The organism is Clostridium sp. 001 (genome assembly GCF_019056555.1).
GTDB classification, from domain to species: domain Bacteria; phylum Bacillota; class Clostridia; order Clostridiales; family Clostridiaceae; genus Clostridium_B; species Clostridium_B ragsdalei.
Genome location: NZ_CP020473.1, coordinates 1,303,881 through 1,317,326 on the forward strand (window position 1 = coordinate 1,303,881; position 13,446 = coordinate 1,317,326).

15 protein-coding genes are annotated in these 13,446 nt (G+C 31.4%); 9 read left to right on the plus strand and 6 right to left on the minus strand.

The features are described 5' to 3' along the window. Position 1 precedes the first annotated feature (1 nt). Genes thiD through thiE form a run of 3 tightly spaced genes read left to right on the plus strand, consistent with a single transcriptional unit; the run spans position 2 to position 2,247 of the window. Positions 2-805 carry a bifunctional hydroxymethylpyrimidine kinase/phosphomethylpyrimidine kinase gene (gene thiD / locus B5S50_RS05850; RefSeq protein WP_063600094.1) on the plus strand — a complete coding sequence of 268 codons (804 nt, stop codon included), beginning with the start codon at positions 2-4 and terminating at the stop codon, positions 803-805. Between the two features lie 30 nt (positions 806-835). After that, positions 836-1,645 (plus strand): hydroxyethylthiazole kinase, encoded by an 810-nt coding sequence (gene thiM / locus B5S50_RS05855; RefSeq protein WP_217303344.1) that lies wholly within the window; start codon positions 836-838, stop codon positions 1,643-1,645. Then, positions 1,636-2,247, plus strand: coding sequence for a thiamine phosphate synthase (gene thiE / locus B5S50_RS05860; protein WP_217303345.1), 612 nt, complete (start codon positions 1,636-1,638; stop codon positions 2,245-2,247). Before thiM ends, thiE begins: the two co-directional genes overlap by 10 nt. Positions 2,248-2,659: 412 nt before the next feature. Here the strand turns inward: thiE and B5S50_RS05865 are convergent, their stop codons facing one another. The 3 genes from B5S50_RS05865 to B5S50_RS05875 all read right to left on the minus strand — a co-directional run bounded on the left by B5S50_RS05865 (position 2,660) and on the right by B5S50_RS05875 (position 5,296). Then, positions 2,660-3,352 (minus strand): LrgB family protein, encoded by a 693-nt coding sequence (locus B5S50_RS05865; RefSeq protein ID WP_217303346.1) that lies wholly within the window; start codon positions 3,350-3,352, stop codon positions 2,660-2,662. After that, on the minus strand, positions 3,349-3,708 hold the full coding sequence (locus tag B5S50_RS05870; RefSeq protein ID WP_217303347.1) for a CidA/LrgA family protein: 360 nt from the start codon (positions 3,706-3,708) through the stop codon (positions 3,349-3,351). The genes B5S50_RS05865 and B5S50_RS05870 overlap by 4 nt, the downstream gene beginning before the upstream one ends. A 217-nt stretch (positions 3,709-3,925) precedes the next feature. Beyond that, a complete protein-coding gene (locus B5S50_RS05875) occupies positions 3,926-5,296 on the minus strand; it encodes an MATE family efflux transporter (protein WP_217303348.1) in 1,371 nt (456 codons plus the stop codon). Between the two features lie 398 nt (positions 5,297-5,694). On the opposite strand from B5S50_RS05875, the gene B5S50_RS05880 reads away from it, so the two are divergent. After that, positions 5,695-6,129: a MarR family winged helix-turn-helix transcriptional regulator gene (locus B5S50_RS05880; protein ID WP_242825683.1), complete on the plus strand. Its 435-nt coding sequence runs from the start codon at positions 5,695-5,697 to the stop codon at positions 6,127-6,129. Positions 6,130-6,331: 202 nt separating this feature from the next. On the opposite strand, the gene uppS is transcribed toward B5S50_RS05880, so the two are convergent. After that, positions 6,332-6,964, minus strand: coding sequence for a polyprenyl diphosphate synthase (uppS, locus tag B5S50_RS05885; protein ID WP_242872106.1), 633 nt, complete (start codon positions 6,962-6,964; stop codon positions 6,332-6,334). 108 nt (positions 6,965-7,072) lie between these two features. Between uppS and B5S50_RS05890 the strand changes: the two genes are divergently transcribed. After that, entirely contained in the window at positions 7,073-8,041 is a 969-nt protein-coding gene (locus B5S50_RS05890; protein WP_254306719.1) for a LysR family transcriptional regulator, read from the plus strand. Between the two features lie 147 nt (positions 8,042-8,188). Here the strand turns inward: B5S50_RS05890 and B5S50_RS05895 are convergent, their stop codons facing one another. Then, complete coding sequence (locus tag B5S50_RS05895) at positions 8,189-8,815, minus strand: flavodoxin family protein (protein ID WP_065077842.1); 627 nt, start codon at positions 8,813-8,815, stop codon at positions 8,189-8,191. A 223-nt stretch (positions 8,816-9,038) separates the two neighbouring features. On the opposite strand from B5S50_RS05895, the gene B5S50_RS05900 reads away from it, so the two are divergent. The 3 genes from B5S50_RS05900 to B5S50_RS05910 all read left to right on the plus strand — a co-directional run bounded on the left by B5S50_RS05900 (position 9,039) and on the right by B5S50_RS05910 (position 11,059). Continuing rightward, complete coding sequence (locus tag B5S50_RS05900) at positions 9,039-9,395, plus strand: helix-turn-helix domain-containing protein (protein ID WP_065077841.1); 357 nt, start codon at positions 9,039-9,041, stop codon at positions 9,393-9,395. Between the two features lie 198 nt (positions 9,396-9,593). Continuing rightward, positions 9,594-10,400, plus strand: a complete 807-nt coding sequence (locus tag B5S50_RS05905) for an amino acid ABC transporter substrate-binding protein (protein ID WP_065077840.1) — start codon at positions 9,594-9,596, stop codon at positions 10,398-10,400. A gap of 20 nt (positions 10,401-10,420) precedes the next feature. Next, positions 10,421-11,059: an amino acid ABC transporter permease gene (locus B5S50_RS05910; protein ID WP_065077839.1), complete on the plus strand. Its 639-nt coding sequence runs from the start codon at positions 10,421-10,423 to the stop codon at positions 11,057-11,059. A gap of 18 nt (positions 11,060-11,077) precedes the next feature. On the opposite strand, the gene B5S50_RS21795 is transcribed toward B5S50_RS05910, so the two are convergent. Continuing rightward, on the minus strand, positions 11,078-11,200 hold the full coding sequence (locus B5S50_RS21795; RefSeq protein ID WP_275507572.1) for a hypothetical protein: 123 nt from the start codon (positions 11,198-11,200) through the stop codon (positions 11,078-11,080). Between the two features lie 193 nt (positions 11,201-11,393). Here B5S50_RS21795 and B5S50_RS05915 point away from each other — a divergent pair, with 193 nt between their 5' ends. After that, the gene (locus B5S50_RS05915; RefSeq protein WP_065077838.1) at positions 11,394-13,106 is read left to right on the plus strand and encodes a methyl-accepting chemotaxis protein; all 1,713 of its coding nucleotides are present in this window, start codon (positions 11,394-11,396) and stop codon (positions 13,104-13,106) included. The last annotated feature ends 340 nt before the right edge of the window (positions 13,107-13,446 follow it).

Consider the following 13,446-nt stretch of genomic DNA (forward strand, 5'->3'; position numbering starts at 1 on the left):
AATGAAAAAGGTATTAACAATTGCAGGTTCTGACAGCTGTGGTGGAGCTGGTATACAAGCTGATTTAAAAACCATGAGTGCCCTTGGCGTATATGGTATGAGTGTCATAACTGCTGTTACAGCTCAAAATAGCATAGGAGTACAGGACGTAATGGATGTAACTCCTGAAATTGTAGAAGCACAAATAAGATCTATATTTGATGACATACAAGTAGATGCAGTAAAAATTGGTATGGTTTCAAACAGCAAAACCATATCTGTAATAAAGAGGCTTTTAATAGAATACAAAGCTAAAAACATAGTAATTGATCCTGTAATGGTATCAAAAAGTGGTTACTTTCTCTTAAAACCTGAAGCACAAACAGCTATAAAAGATCTGACAAGCATTGCAGACGTCGTAACTCCAAATATTCCAGAAGCTGAAGTTCTGACAGAAATGAAAATAAAAAATAGCAGCGACATGGAAAAAGCAGCTTTTAGCATAAAAGAGCTAGGTGCTAAAAACGTGCTTGTAAAAGGAGGCCACAGATGCAATGATGCCAACGACGTTCTTCTTTATGAAAACAAAATATTAAACATAGACGGTCATAGAATAGATACTAAAAACACTCATGGAACAGGATGTACCTTATCTTCTGCCATAGCCTCCTTCTTGGCTAAAGGTGAAAGTACTGACAAATCCGTATATCTTGCAAAGCAATATATAACTAAGGCTATAGAAAATTCCTTTTCCATAGGAAGTGGCGTTGGTCCCGTGGGACATTTCATTGAATTATATAAAAAAGCTGATGTAGATTTCAAATAAACAGATTTCTAATATAAAGGAGTATGAAAAATGGATAATTTAAACTTAGACAGTGTGTCAAAAGTATTAACACAGGTAAGAAATAAAGTACCTCTTGTAGATTGTATTACAAACAGTGTCACTATAAATGACTGTGCAAACATTCTATTATCTTATGGAGCTTCTCCTGCCATGTGTGAAGCTTATGATGAAGTTTTTGATTTTGTAAAAATATCTTCTGCCCTATATATAAATTTAGGAACCCTCACAAAAGAACAGGAAGCTGCAGTAATCCTAGCAAGTACCTCTGCAAAAATCCACAATATACCTGTAATACTTGACCCTGTAGCTTGTGCTGCTATACCAAGGAAAGCTCAAGTTATAAATAGAATTATGCAAGTTGGTAAAGTAGATGTTATAAAAGGAAATGTAGGTGAAATTAAATTTCTTGCAGGACAATCTTCTAACGTAAGAGGAGTAGATTCCTTAGATAATGGAGAAGGAGCCTTGGATTCAGCTGTAGCTTTAGCCAAAAAGTACAACTGTGTAGTTGCTGCAACTGGCAAAGAAGATTTTATAACAGACGGTAAAAATAGTGTTGTAATTCAAAACGGGGTGGAAATGTTAACTAAAATAACTGGTGCAGGCTGTATGCTTGGAGCATTATGTGGTGCTGCCATAGGTGCCTCTGAGGATAAATTTATAGCTACTGTAAGTGCCATACTTTCAATGAATATAGCTGGTGAAGAAGCCTACAAAGCAGCAAAAGCTCCTGGAACTTTTAGAGTTAAGCTAATAGATTCCATATATGAATTAAGCGAAGAAAAATTAAAGAAAGGTGGTAAAATAATTTGGAAATAGATTATAGTTTATATCTTGTTACAAATAGAAGTTTTTTAAAAGACAAGCCCCTGCAGCAAGCTGTAGAAGAAGCAATTTTAGGTGGGGTAACCATGGTTCAGCTTAGAGAAAAAGATGCCTCCACAAGAGAATTTTACGAAATTGCTAAGGAAGTAAAAAAAGTAACTGATCACTATAAAGTTCCTTTTTTGATAAATGACAGACTTGATATAGCCCAAGCTGTAGATGCAGATGGAGTTCACCTTGGTCAGAGCGATATGACTATAAACACAGCTAGAAAAATATTAGGTAAGGATAAAATAATTGGAATATCTGCAGGCAATGTGAATGAAGCCTTAGAGGCAGAAAAAAAGGGTGCAGATTACATTGGAATAGGTACAATTTTTTTCACAGGAACTAAAAAAGATATAGACACTCCTATAGGTATAGAAGGTCTCCGTAAAATATACAACAGTATAAATATACCTGCTGTTGCCATAGGTGGCGTTAATGAAACTAACTTTAAAGAGGTATTGTCAACTGGAGTTGACGGTATTTCAGTTATATCTGCCATCTTAGGCAAAAGCGATATAACTGCCGCTAGTAAGGCTCTTTGTAAATAACACTACAGCTCTTATAAAAGGAAAATAAGCTTATACAGAATAATTAAGGACTCAACTTTCGCACATATAAAATTTTTACTTAATATAATCAAAGCTTTTTGAGTTGAGAGTTGAAAATTGAAACTTGAGTTAAGAATTAATAGCTATAGATGATTCTCATTCAATACTTTCCACTCTCAATTCTTAACCTTAATACAATTTATTGTTGAGTATAAGTTTATTTTTTACTTAGAAATCCTACGCAGTTATTCTAAGTAAAAAATAAACTTACATATAATATGATGGCAAAATTTATATAGAAAACAAACTTCTTCCATGAGCATTAGAATCTTTTGAACTATTTCGTAAATATCATCTTTAAAGATATCTTTGACATTCTCATAATTTAGTTATTATTCTATAAGTATCATCTCTACATGAAATTAGCAAATATTGATGCACCAATTACTGTTAGCAAACCAGATACTACTATAGCCACACTACTCATAGCTCCTTCAACTTTTCCCATTTCCATTGCTTTTGATGTTCCAATAGCGTGAGAAGCAGTTCCAATAGCAATTCCTTTGGCAATTGGTTCATTAATGCGAAATATCTTGCAAACCACTTCAGCAAGCATGCTTCCAAATATTCCTGTAATAATAATAACTGCTACTGTAATTGTTACATTTCCACCTAACTCCTCTGAAATTCCCATACCAATTGCAGTAGTAATAGACTTTGGTAATAATGTTACATACTGTTCATGTGTAAATCGGAAAAGAGTGGAAAACAAATATATACTCCCAAGACTTGATATTACTCCTGATAAAACTCCTACCATAATAGCTTTTATATTGCTTTTTAGTAATTCAAGTTGTTGATATAGTGGTATTGCCAGACATACCGTAGCAGGAGTTAACAAATAACTCAAATATTTTGCTTCATCATTATAACTTTTATAATCTACATTAAAAATAACTAAAATAGCCATTACAAATACAATCGAAATAAGCAATGGATTTAAAATTGCCTTACGAAACTTTTGATAAAGAAATAATCCTATTTCATATCCAATAATACTAACCAATACTCCAAAAAATGCCGAATTGCATAATAATTCTTTCAACTTTTCCTCCTTCTCTCAACTCTAATCATAAGCTGTGTAACTTTTCCTGCGATTACCATCACAATTACTGTAATTAATATCGTACTCAGGATAACTGGAATACATATATCCTTTAGTGCTTTCCATGAAACTAATAAACCAGCCGCGGCAGGTATAAACATTAGCGGCATAATTTCTATCAAAAAATTTCCAGTTTCTTTTACTTCTTCAATGGGAATTATATTTTTCTTTAATGCAAAAAGCATAAGAATCAAACCATATATACTTGCAGGAATAGGTAAAGGAATGATATATTTTAATACTTCTCCAATAAAGGTAACTGTCATAATAATTCCAAATTGCCAAATATACTTCATATAAACACCTCATCTAAATTGATAACGACAATTCAAAATTGTACAACCCCTAACTTTCCATGTCAAGCAAATTTAAAAAATGGTACTAAAAAACGTTTCCTAACCTCATTGATTTCTTTTATTCTAATTCCAGCTAATTTCACTAAATACACAGCATTTCTTGTAGTCCAAATTACAACTTTCAATTTGTAATTAAAATAAATTTAAATTTTGTACACTAATTTAAATATTCTTTTTGATTCATAAAATTATTCAATTTTTTGTTTACCCCAAGCATAAATAGTGCTGTTAAAATAACAGTTAGTAAATCTGCTGTAGGCTGTGCCCAAATTACGCCTTCGATCCCCAAAAATTGCGGCATAACCAAAATAGCCGGGATAAAAAACATTCCTTGACGGCTAATACTGAGAATTCCGCCTTCTTTTCCCATTCCAAGAGCAAGGAATAAGCACATATATACCTGTTCAAATCCAAACAAAATAAATATAATTCCATTTGCCCTAAGTGCCCTGCCTCCTATATTAATGAGCACTGCATCATTTTTAGAAAACAGCGACACGATCTGATCAGGAACCATAATCAGAATAAGTGCAATTGCAGCACAGAATATCGTTGCCCACTTAAGTGATACTTTTGTGGATTCATTTAACCTATCATAGTTTTTTGCACCATAATTGTATCCTGCAACCGGCTGATAGCCCTTCATAAATCCAAACACAACATAGCTTCCAAGTGCCATAATACGAGTTACCACTCCGATGGCTGCTACCGCTGAATCACCATAACTGCTTGCAGCAGTATTAGAAAGCCCCATTGAAGCACTTGACAGAAGTTGATAAACCAAAATTGGAATTCCTACTTTAAAAATTTGAGTAAAAATTGTACCATCAAATCTAAAGTTGTATATAGAAAACCTGAGACTGCCTTTTTTACTTAACATATACCAGATATATAAAATAGAAGCTAAAGCTTGTGATATAACAGTTGAGATAGCTGACCCCTTGATTCCAAAACCTAAAGAATAGATTAAGATTGGGTTTAATATAATATTAAAAATACCACTGAGCAGCATAGAAGTCATTGTTAGTTTTGCCATTCCTTCAGATGTTACAATATTATTCATAGTTACACTAAATATATTTAAAATTGAACCTGTAATGTATATAACTGCAAATTCTCTTGCATAGGGTAATATTGTTTTTGTAGCTCCAAGACCTATCAATATATTATCAAGAAAACACAGAGATACAGCTATGGAAATGATACCAACAATTAAACTAGAAAGCAGTGCAGTAGAAGCTGTTTCATTTGCCTTAGTTTCATTTTCCTCCCCAAGAAGCCTGGAAATATAAGATGCAGCGCCATTACCAAATGTCATACCAAGTCCTACTATGACCTGCGCAATAGGAAATGTAATGGACACTGCCCCCATCTGGCTGGTTCCAAGGCCACCCACAAAGTAAGCTTCCACAACATTGTAAAGTGCAGAAACCATCATGCCTATCATGGTAGGTATACCCATTTTCAATAATACTTTAGAGATTTTCTCATCACGCATCATTTTAAGTTTTTCATTATTCAAATTCAAAATATCATATCCTTTCTTAAGTGTATATATACTATACGCTATATTTAAAAATATATTGTTGCTTCAATTTGCTGTTAAAGTATCCAAGATTCAAAACTTAATTTTCATTATTTATAAGTATAGGTGCTATACGCCTTATATAAGAAATTTCTTATTAAATATAATAAAACCCACCCCCCTCATCTTTTCATTTCTCGATTATTTATTAAACAAATTGAAGTTTCATATTTTCTATACAGATAGTGTATAGCACCTATACTCTATTGTCAAGCAATACTTAACTTTTTTACTTGAAATTTCTCTTTCGTATTAACCCCTATATTGACAAAAGTGTTTATATGCTATACCCTAATAATATGATGAATTTTAATTTTGATAATAAGTTAGAAATTAGCTACATGCTTTTAAGATTAGGTGTAAAACTTTCTGAGCTTGATAAACAAACTAATTATTATGGAACAGATACTCCTCTTTTTTACGCTGAAATTCATATGATCAGAGCTATAAAAGAAAATGAAGGTATTCATGTTAGTGGTCTTGCAGAAAAACTGGGAGTGACAAAAGGAGCAGTTTCCCAAATAATCATGAGACTTCAAAAAAAGGGTATGATAATTAAAGAAGTTGATCCTCGTAATTCTTCAAGGTTGAATCTCCGTTTAACACCAAAAGGTGAAACAGCCAATATGTACCATAAAAAAATTCATAATAATTTTGATGACATTGTTAATGATATTTTAAAGGATGCTTCCGATACAGAAAAGTCTTTCTTGAAAAATTTTTTAAATTCTCTTGAAGAAAAAATTGATACTTTTGACAAAAGGAAAAAACAATAAAAAGATTTCTAAGCATCAGGTAGGGTCAAAACTCCATCTGATGCTTAGAAATCTGCTTATGTTTTTAATTAGGCTATGTTAAAGAATAGTGTTGATAATGTACTATAAGCGAACTCCTAAAAAAGTTTCTTTAATAATACTATGAATTTATTGCATTATAGTATTTAATTGCATTTTCTAAATGTTCATATTTAAAATCTGGTCAAGGGTCATTCGTAAACCACAACTTCGCCTTAGCAGACTGCCATAACAAAAAATTACTTATCCTCATTTCTCCACTTGTTCTAATAATTAAATCAACATCAGGCAATCCTGAAGCAAACATATAATTGCTAATTAACTCCTCGTTTATTTTATAAGCATTAAGGTTTCCACCATCTATATCATACATCATATTTTTTGCAGCATTTGCTATTTCCGAACGTCCTCCATAATTTAACGCAATATTTAATATCATACCTGAATTATTTTCTGTTAAGTTTTCTGTCTTTCTAATTTCATTTATTAATTCAGAAGAAAGATTATTTGTAGTACCAATATGCTTTACCCTAATATTTTCTCCAGCTTTACTACGTAATTTTATAAAAAATTCCCCAAAAATCTTCATTAAGAAATTTACTTTTTCATCAGAACGACTCCAATTCTCAGTAGAAAAAACATAGAAAGTAAGTACTTCAACTCCCAGTTCGAAGCATTTTTTTGTAATACTTTCAATTGGCTTTGTACCAGCTCTATGACCAAAAGTTCGAGGAAAACCTTTCTTTTTAGCCCATCTACCATTTCCATCACAAATTATAGCAATATGCCTTGGTATCTTAATTTTGTTATCATCCAATTTTTCAATCTCCTCATAAATTTTACTAATAAATTGATATTATCATTTTTTTGATATATAATCAAATTTATGTATTTTAATTAATATATAAATTTGATTTATGTAGAGGTGAAGAAATTGTTTCAAATCATGAATTATGTTTATGAAGTCTATAAGTGTGGAAGCTTCTCAAAGGCATCAAAAAATTTACATATGACGCAACCAGCCTTAAGTATTGCAATTCGTAAACTGGAACAAGAAATTGGCCAACCTTTATTTCAGCGAAAAACATCACCACTTAAGTTAACTGATGCAGGGCGCATATATATGCAGAAAGTGGAAAAAATTATATCAATGGAACAAGAATGCACTGATTACTTTCAAAACTTAAATGAAGTCAAAGTTGGAAAAGTTACAATTGGTGGTGCTATTATATCTATGACCTACTTACTTCCTGAACTTATTGTTGGTTTTTTTAATCAATATCCAGGAATTGAAATTGCTGCAAAAGAAGCATCTCTTCCAGTACTTAAAAGTATGCTAGCAGATGGAAGCATTGATTTAATTTTAGACACTAATTGGTTTGAAGAAAAAATCTTTCAATCCATTCCTTTATTTACAAACCAAGTTTTACTTGGCATACCTCTGAATCTTTCTATAGATAGGAAAATTTTTGCTTGCGGCATGACATCCGAAGAAATCAGAGCAAACAAACATCTTTCTCAGAATCAACCAGCCATTGACCTATATAATATGGGGAATTTTCCTTTTCTTTTGCTAGAGCCAACAAATGAAATTTTCGGAAGATCAAAGGCAATTTTTAATTATTATCATATTGAACCATTAGTAAAGATGTCATTTAATCAACAGATGACTTCCTTTGAATTTGCTTCAAAGGGGCTTGGAGCCGTTTTTATTTCAGATACCCTTGTCAAGTGTTCCCCTAATGCAGAAAATCTTCGCTTTTATAAACTTAACTGCCCCATGCCAAAACGGGAAGTCTCCATTGCCTATAGCAAAAAGATTTATGTTACCAAAGCAACTCAGCGTTTTATTGATTACACTACTAAATTTTATAGAAGGGAAATTAACCATTGAGCTAATATTACTTTAGTAACTATTTTGTTGAGCTAGTGTTACCCGGCTCAACAAAGATTATTCTATAGTACAAAGAGAGTTTTAATTATACTTCTTGTATTGAGATAATACTCAATACCCCACTATAAATTGAAATTTATAAAAACACTAACGGATGAAATTTGTGCAAGCAGATTTTTCTGTTGTAGGAATGTTAATACCTTGTTCCTTACCAAGTTGAATACACTTAAGAAGCCATGCCATGTTTCTTCCAATGTTACGCATGGTCTGTAATCCTTCTAAATCTTTCTTCACATCTTCAGGAGTAAAGCCATGCACCATATTCCAATAAGTAGATGACACAACCGGCATCTCTGCAATGGTAAAGTACTTGTTCAGTACATCTATAGACGCTGTAGTTCCAGCACGTCTTGCTGATGAAATAGCAGCAGCTGGTTTGTGTCTAAATACAGATGATCCAGCATAAAATAATCGATCTAAAACCGACAACAATCGTCCGCTAGGATGCGCAAAATAGACCGGTGTACCGAATATGAAGCCATCTGCATCTTCTGCCTTCTTCAATAACTCATTGATCCCATCATCATCAAATACACAAGAATTGTGTAATTCCTGGCATTTATTGCAGCCAATGCAGTCACGAATTGGCTGATTACCAATATGGACAATCTCGCATTCAATTTGTTCTTCTCTCAAAACCTTTGTAATTTCTGCTAATGCTGTATAAGTACATCCATTAGATCTTGAGCTACCATTCAATAATAAAACTTTCATTTTTTCCTCCTTATTCTATATGCCCATACTGTCAGTACAGACAGCATGCTGCTATAGATTATATTTTTAATCTTCAAATAGTCATATTCTCAATGAATTGACACCCTTTCTTGGTTTAACTATAATTATATCGTAAATGATCAACTTAGCAATAATGCACTTTTTTGTTATATACTATACTTTTGGTTTAATACTATACTATTGGATAGTAAGGAGATATAAGATGGATAAAGCTAAATTAGAAAGTTATAACTGCGCAGTAGAAGCGGCAATGGATATTGTTGGAGGAAAATATAAAGCCATTATCATATATGAACTGATTGATAAGACGTTAAGGTACAATGAAATTCAGAAGTGTATTCCACAGGCAACACCAAAAATGCTCAGTCACCAGTTAAAAGAACTGAAGAACGACGGCATTATCAATCGTGTTCTTTATCCTGTGGTTCCTCCTAAGACAGAATACTCACTTACTGAACTCGGTAAGACATTTGTTCCTATAGTAAAATCTCTTTGTAAATGGGGCGAAGACTACTTCCAATTAAATGACGTACCAATACCATGCAATAAATCAAAATAACTTAACAGAAATATCTGTATGCCTCCATTTGTAAACTAACGTTTCTCATTAATGACAACACTACTTCCAATACAATTACAGCATCATTATTAAACGTAATATTTTATAGCTATAATTAATTTACTAGTTTACAAATTTAGCACGGTAAACTATAATATTTATTATAATTAATTTAATATAAATTGGGAGGTCTGTGAAATGAAAAAGAAATTAGGAATTTTAACTTTGGTAATATTTTTGCTTGGAATAATGCTTACAGGATGTGGACAAGGTCAGAAATCAAGCGATAAATCCTGGGATGATATAAAATCAAAAGGTCAGTTTGTAGTTGGCTTAGATGATAGTTTTCCTCCAATGGGCTTTAGAGATGAAAAAGGTCAAATCGTAGGATTTGATATAGATATGGCCAAAGCAGCTGCACAAAAAATGGGAGTAAAGGTAGTTTTTAAACCAGTAGAATGGGATGGCATTATACTTAGCTTAAATAACAAAGACATAGATGTTATATGGAATGGTTTGACTATAACTGATAAAAGAAAAAAGCAAATAGCATTTTCAAAAGTATATCTTCAAAACAAACAGATAATTGTAGTAAAAAACGATTCTAACATAAAAAATAAAAAAGATTTATCAGGTAAAATAGTAGGACTTCAAATGGGGAGCAGCAGTGAAACTGCATTGAATTCAGACGCTGCTACAGCAAAATCTCTAAAGAATATTAGAAAATATTCTAATAATACAGAAGCATTACTTGATTTAAACCAAGGTCGTATAGATGCAGTTGTTGTAGATGAAGTAGTTGGAAGATACTATTTGCAAAAGAAACCTGGTTTATACAAAATACTTGAAGATAACTTCGGCAAAGAAGACTACGGTGTTGGTATAAGAAAAACAGATGAAAGTTTTAAAAATAAACTTGATGAGGCACTGGATTCAATGAAAAAAGATGGAACAGCAAATAAAATATCTCAAAAATGGTTTGGTAAAGATATAATTGCAAAATAATTGGTTAGGATGTGATTTATATGTCTGATATCATGGACATTACAGGATTTATACTAAGTGGAAGCTTAATAACTATACAACTATTTTTTATAACGGCTATTTTTTCTATACCCTTAGGATGCCTAGTAGCTCTAGGGAAAATATCTAAAATCAAACCCATAAAGGCTATACTCAGCTTATACACCTGGGCTTTTAGGGGAACACCTTTACTTTTACAATTGTTTTTCACCTATTTTGGTCTTCCTGTAATTGGCATAAGGTTATCTCCCTTAGCAGCTGCAAGCATTGCTTTTACTATAAATTATGCCGCATATCTGGCAGAAATTTTTAGGTCAGGCATTGAATCAATAGACAAAGGACAATTTGAAGCTTCTAAAGTTCTAGGTATGAATTACTGTCAAACTATGATAAAGATAATAATTCCCCAAGCCATTAGAAATGTAATTCCTCCTGTTTGTAACGAAAGTATCAATTTAATAAAAGATTCTGCTTTAGTTGCAACTATAGGTGTGGGAGATCTTCTAAGGGCAGCAAAAGAAGTAGTTACTCGTGATTTTACAATTACTCCTTTTATAATAGCTGCTATACTATATCTTATTTTAACCTCAGTTTTAGTTATGGCCTTTAGAAAATTAGAAAAAAAATATTCTATTAATTAATATTTAAATCAAGTCCTGCTATTTGGTACTAACAGGACTTGATTTTTGATTTTCTTTGTTTTCTTTACTATTTTCCAAACATTCCTGTAAACATTCTTCTATTACTTCCATAGTAATCTCAAACTTATTATTATCCTCCAAATTTGACCCTCCACATCAATTTAATATCATATTACTATAGTATTAACAATATCAAAAAGTGTTAATACTTATATTTAAATTATATTTATAAAATTTATCTTCACTTTAAGTTTATTTTAAGTTTCATGTTGGAAAATATACTCAACAAAATATAACACAATAATTTATTGTAACTTAGAAGGGAAGATAAGAAATGAACACTTTACAAAAATTAAATGTAAAATCCAGACTAATTATATCTTTTATAATCATTTCCATGTTTATTTTCATAGTTGGCATGGTAGGAACATCCAGCATTAAATTAATCAATACAAAAGGTCAAGATATGTATGATAAAAATTTTAAAAGTATTTACCTTCTTACTGATACAAAACAAAATTTAACAAAGATGAGTGCAGATCTTACAAAATTAGTTTATGAAACAAATGCTAATCAAAAAAGCTCTGCAATTAGCGATATGAAAAAAGCTAAAAATACTATAAATCAACATATACAGGAATATAATAAATTGTCTTTAACATCTTCAGAAAAGAAAGAATGGTCCTCTGTTCAAAATCAAGTTAAACAATATATGAGTGTTACTGAAATTGCAACTAATTTTGCAGTTAACTCAGATTATACTCATGCTGAATCAGGAGTTGAAAAAATGTCTACTCTTGAAACAAATACTTTTAAAGGCGTTGACAGCCTTATAAAGAGTACTGTCGAAACCTCAAGGATTACAAGCGTTAATAACAATAATGTATCTAACTATGTAAATATATTAAGTATCACATTATCTTTAATAGGCTTTATATTGTCCATATTGATAGGTCTATTTACAGCTAAATACATAAATGATCCATTATCCAAAATAGTAACTCTAGGCAAAAATCTTTGTAATTATGATTTATCACATGTGTACAATTTAAAAAGAAAAGATGAGTTTGGACAAGCTATTAATGAACTTGATAAAGCTCAAAGAAATGTAAAAGATCTTATATTAAAAATCACAAACAATTCTGAAGAAATGGGTGCCTCAAGTGAAGAGCTTTCAGCATCAGTACAAGAAATAACAGCAAAATTTGAAAGTATAGAAAATGATACAAAAAATATACTAAATGAACTTGAAGAAAATAGTGCTTCTTGTGAAGAAATAAGTGCCTCAGTTCAGGAAGTAGGTTCTAGTGTAAATGAATTAGCAAAAAATGCTGATGACAGCAGTAAAGCTTCTATTAATTCAAAAGATAAAGCTGCTAAATTCAAAAAACATATAAATGACTCCTTAATAGAAATAAATAATATATATCATGAAAAACAAGGAAATATAATTAAAGCCATTGAAGATGGAAAAGTAGTAGAAAACATTAATAACATGGCAGATACCATCGCTGCAATTGCAGAGCAAACTAATCTTCTAGCACTTAATGCAGCTATTGAAGCAGCAAGAGCTGGAGAACAGGGAAAAGGATTTGTCGTAGTTTCAGAAGAAGTTAAAAAGTTGGCTGAACAATCCTCAAAAGCAGTGGCAAATATTAAAGATACAATTTCTAAAGTTCAATATGCTTTTAAAAATCTTTCAAATAACAGCAATGATATATTGGACTTTGTACAAAGTAATATAGCTCCAGAATTTAAAAATTTTGAAGAAATGAGTAATGAATATTATAAGGACTCTGAATTTATAAGTTCTATATCTGAAAGGGTAGCTGCAATGTCAGAACAATTAAGCGCAACCACGGATCAAGTAAGCACTGCCATTCAAAGCATGACAGAAAATATATTAAAAACATCTAATAGCACTGATTCTATAGAAAAAGGTACTCGTGAATCCTCAATAGGTATAAATCAGATTTCTCTTACAGCACAAAGTCAAGCAGAGATGGCTCAAAACTTAAATGAAATGGTTCAAAAGTTTAAATTATAATCACATAGAGCTCCTAGACGAAAAATAAACTTATGCTCCGAATATTTTTACAACCACAAGTACTGTTAAATATTTTGATAAGTCTAAGCAAAAAATTCACAAAAACCTAAGGACTTTTGAAAACTCGTACCTCAGACAATTCAAAAGTCCTAAGCTTTTTCATAAATTTTCTACTAAGACTTATATACAAAATATTTAAATGTACTTGTTTATTGTAAAATATTTCTACGCATAAGTTTATTTTTTAGTCAGAATTTCTATATAATAAAGTTAAAACTTTATGTAGAATGCCTACTGTTTCATATCTTAAAGCATGAGTAAAGAGCAGATTATTTCATCT

What these genes read in the sequence shown, in the direction of transcription:
- B5S50_RS05900 (WP_065077841.1), top strand. Translation starts at nt 9,039, where the DNA reads ATGGATAAAGCTAAATTAGAAAGTTATAACTGCGCAGTAGAAGCGGCA.
- B5S50_RS05910 (WP_065077839.1), top strand. Translation starts at nt 10,421, where the DNA reads ATGTCTGATATCATGGACATTACAGGATTTATACTAAGTGGAAGCTTA.
- thiD (WP_063600094.1), top strand. Translation starts at nt 2, where the DNA reads ATGAAAAAGGTATTAACAATTGCAGGTTCTGACAGCTGTGGTGGAGCT.
- B5S50_RS05870 (WP_217303347.1), bottom strand. Translation starts at nt 3,708, where the DNA reads ATGAAGTATATTTGGCAATTTGGAATTATTATGACAGTTACCTTTATT.
- B5S50_RS05915 (WP_065077838.1), top strand. Translation starts at nt 11,394, where the DNA reads ATGAACACTTTACAAAAATTAAATGTAAAATCCAGACTAATTATATCT.
- thiM (WP_217303344.1), top strand. Translation starts at nt 836, where the DNA reads ATGGATAATTTAAACTTAGACAGTGTGTCAAAAGTATTAACACAGGTA.
- B5S50_RS05905 (WP_065077840.1), top strand. Translation starts at nt 9,594, where the DNA reads ATGAAAAAGAAATTAGGAATTTTAACTTTGGTAATATTTTTGCTTGGA.
- B5S50_RS05880 (WP_242825683.1), top strand. Translation starts at nt 5,695, where the DNA reads ATGCTTTTAAGATTAGGTGTAAAACTTTCTGAGCTTGATAAACAAACT.
- B5S50_RS05895 (WP_065077842.1), bottom strand. Translation starts at nt 8,815, where the DNA reads ATGAAAGTTTTATTATTGAATGGTAGCTCAAGATCTAATGGATGTACT.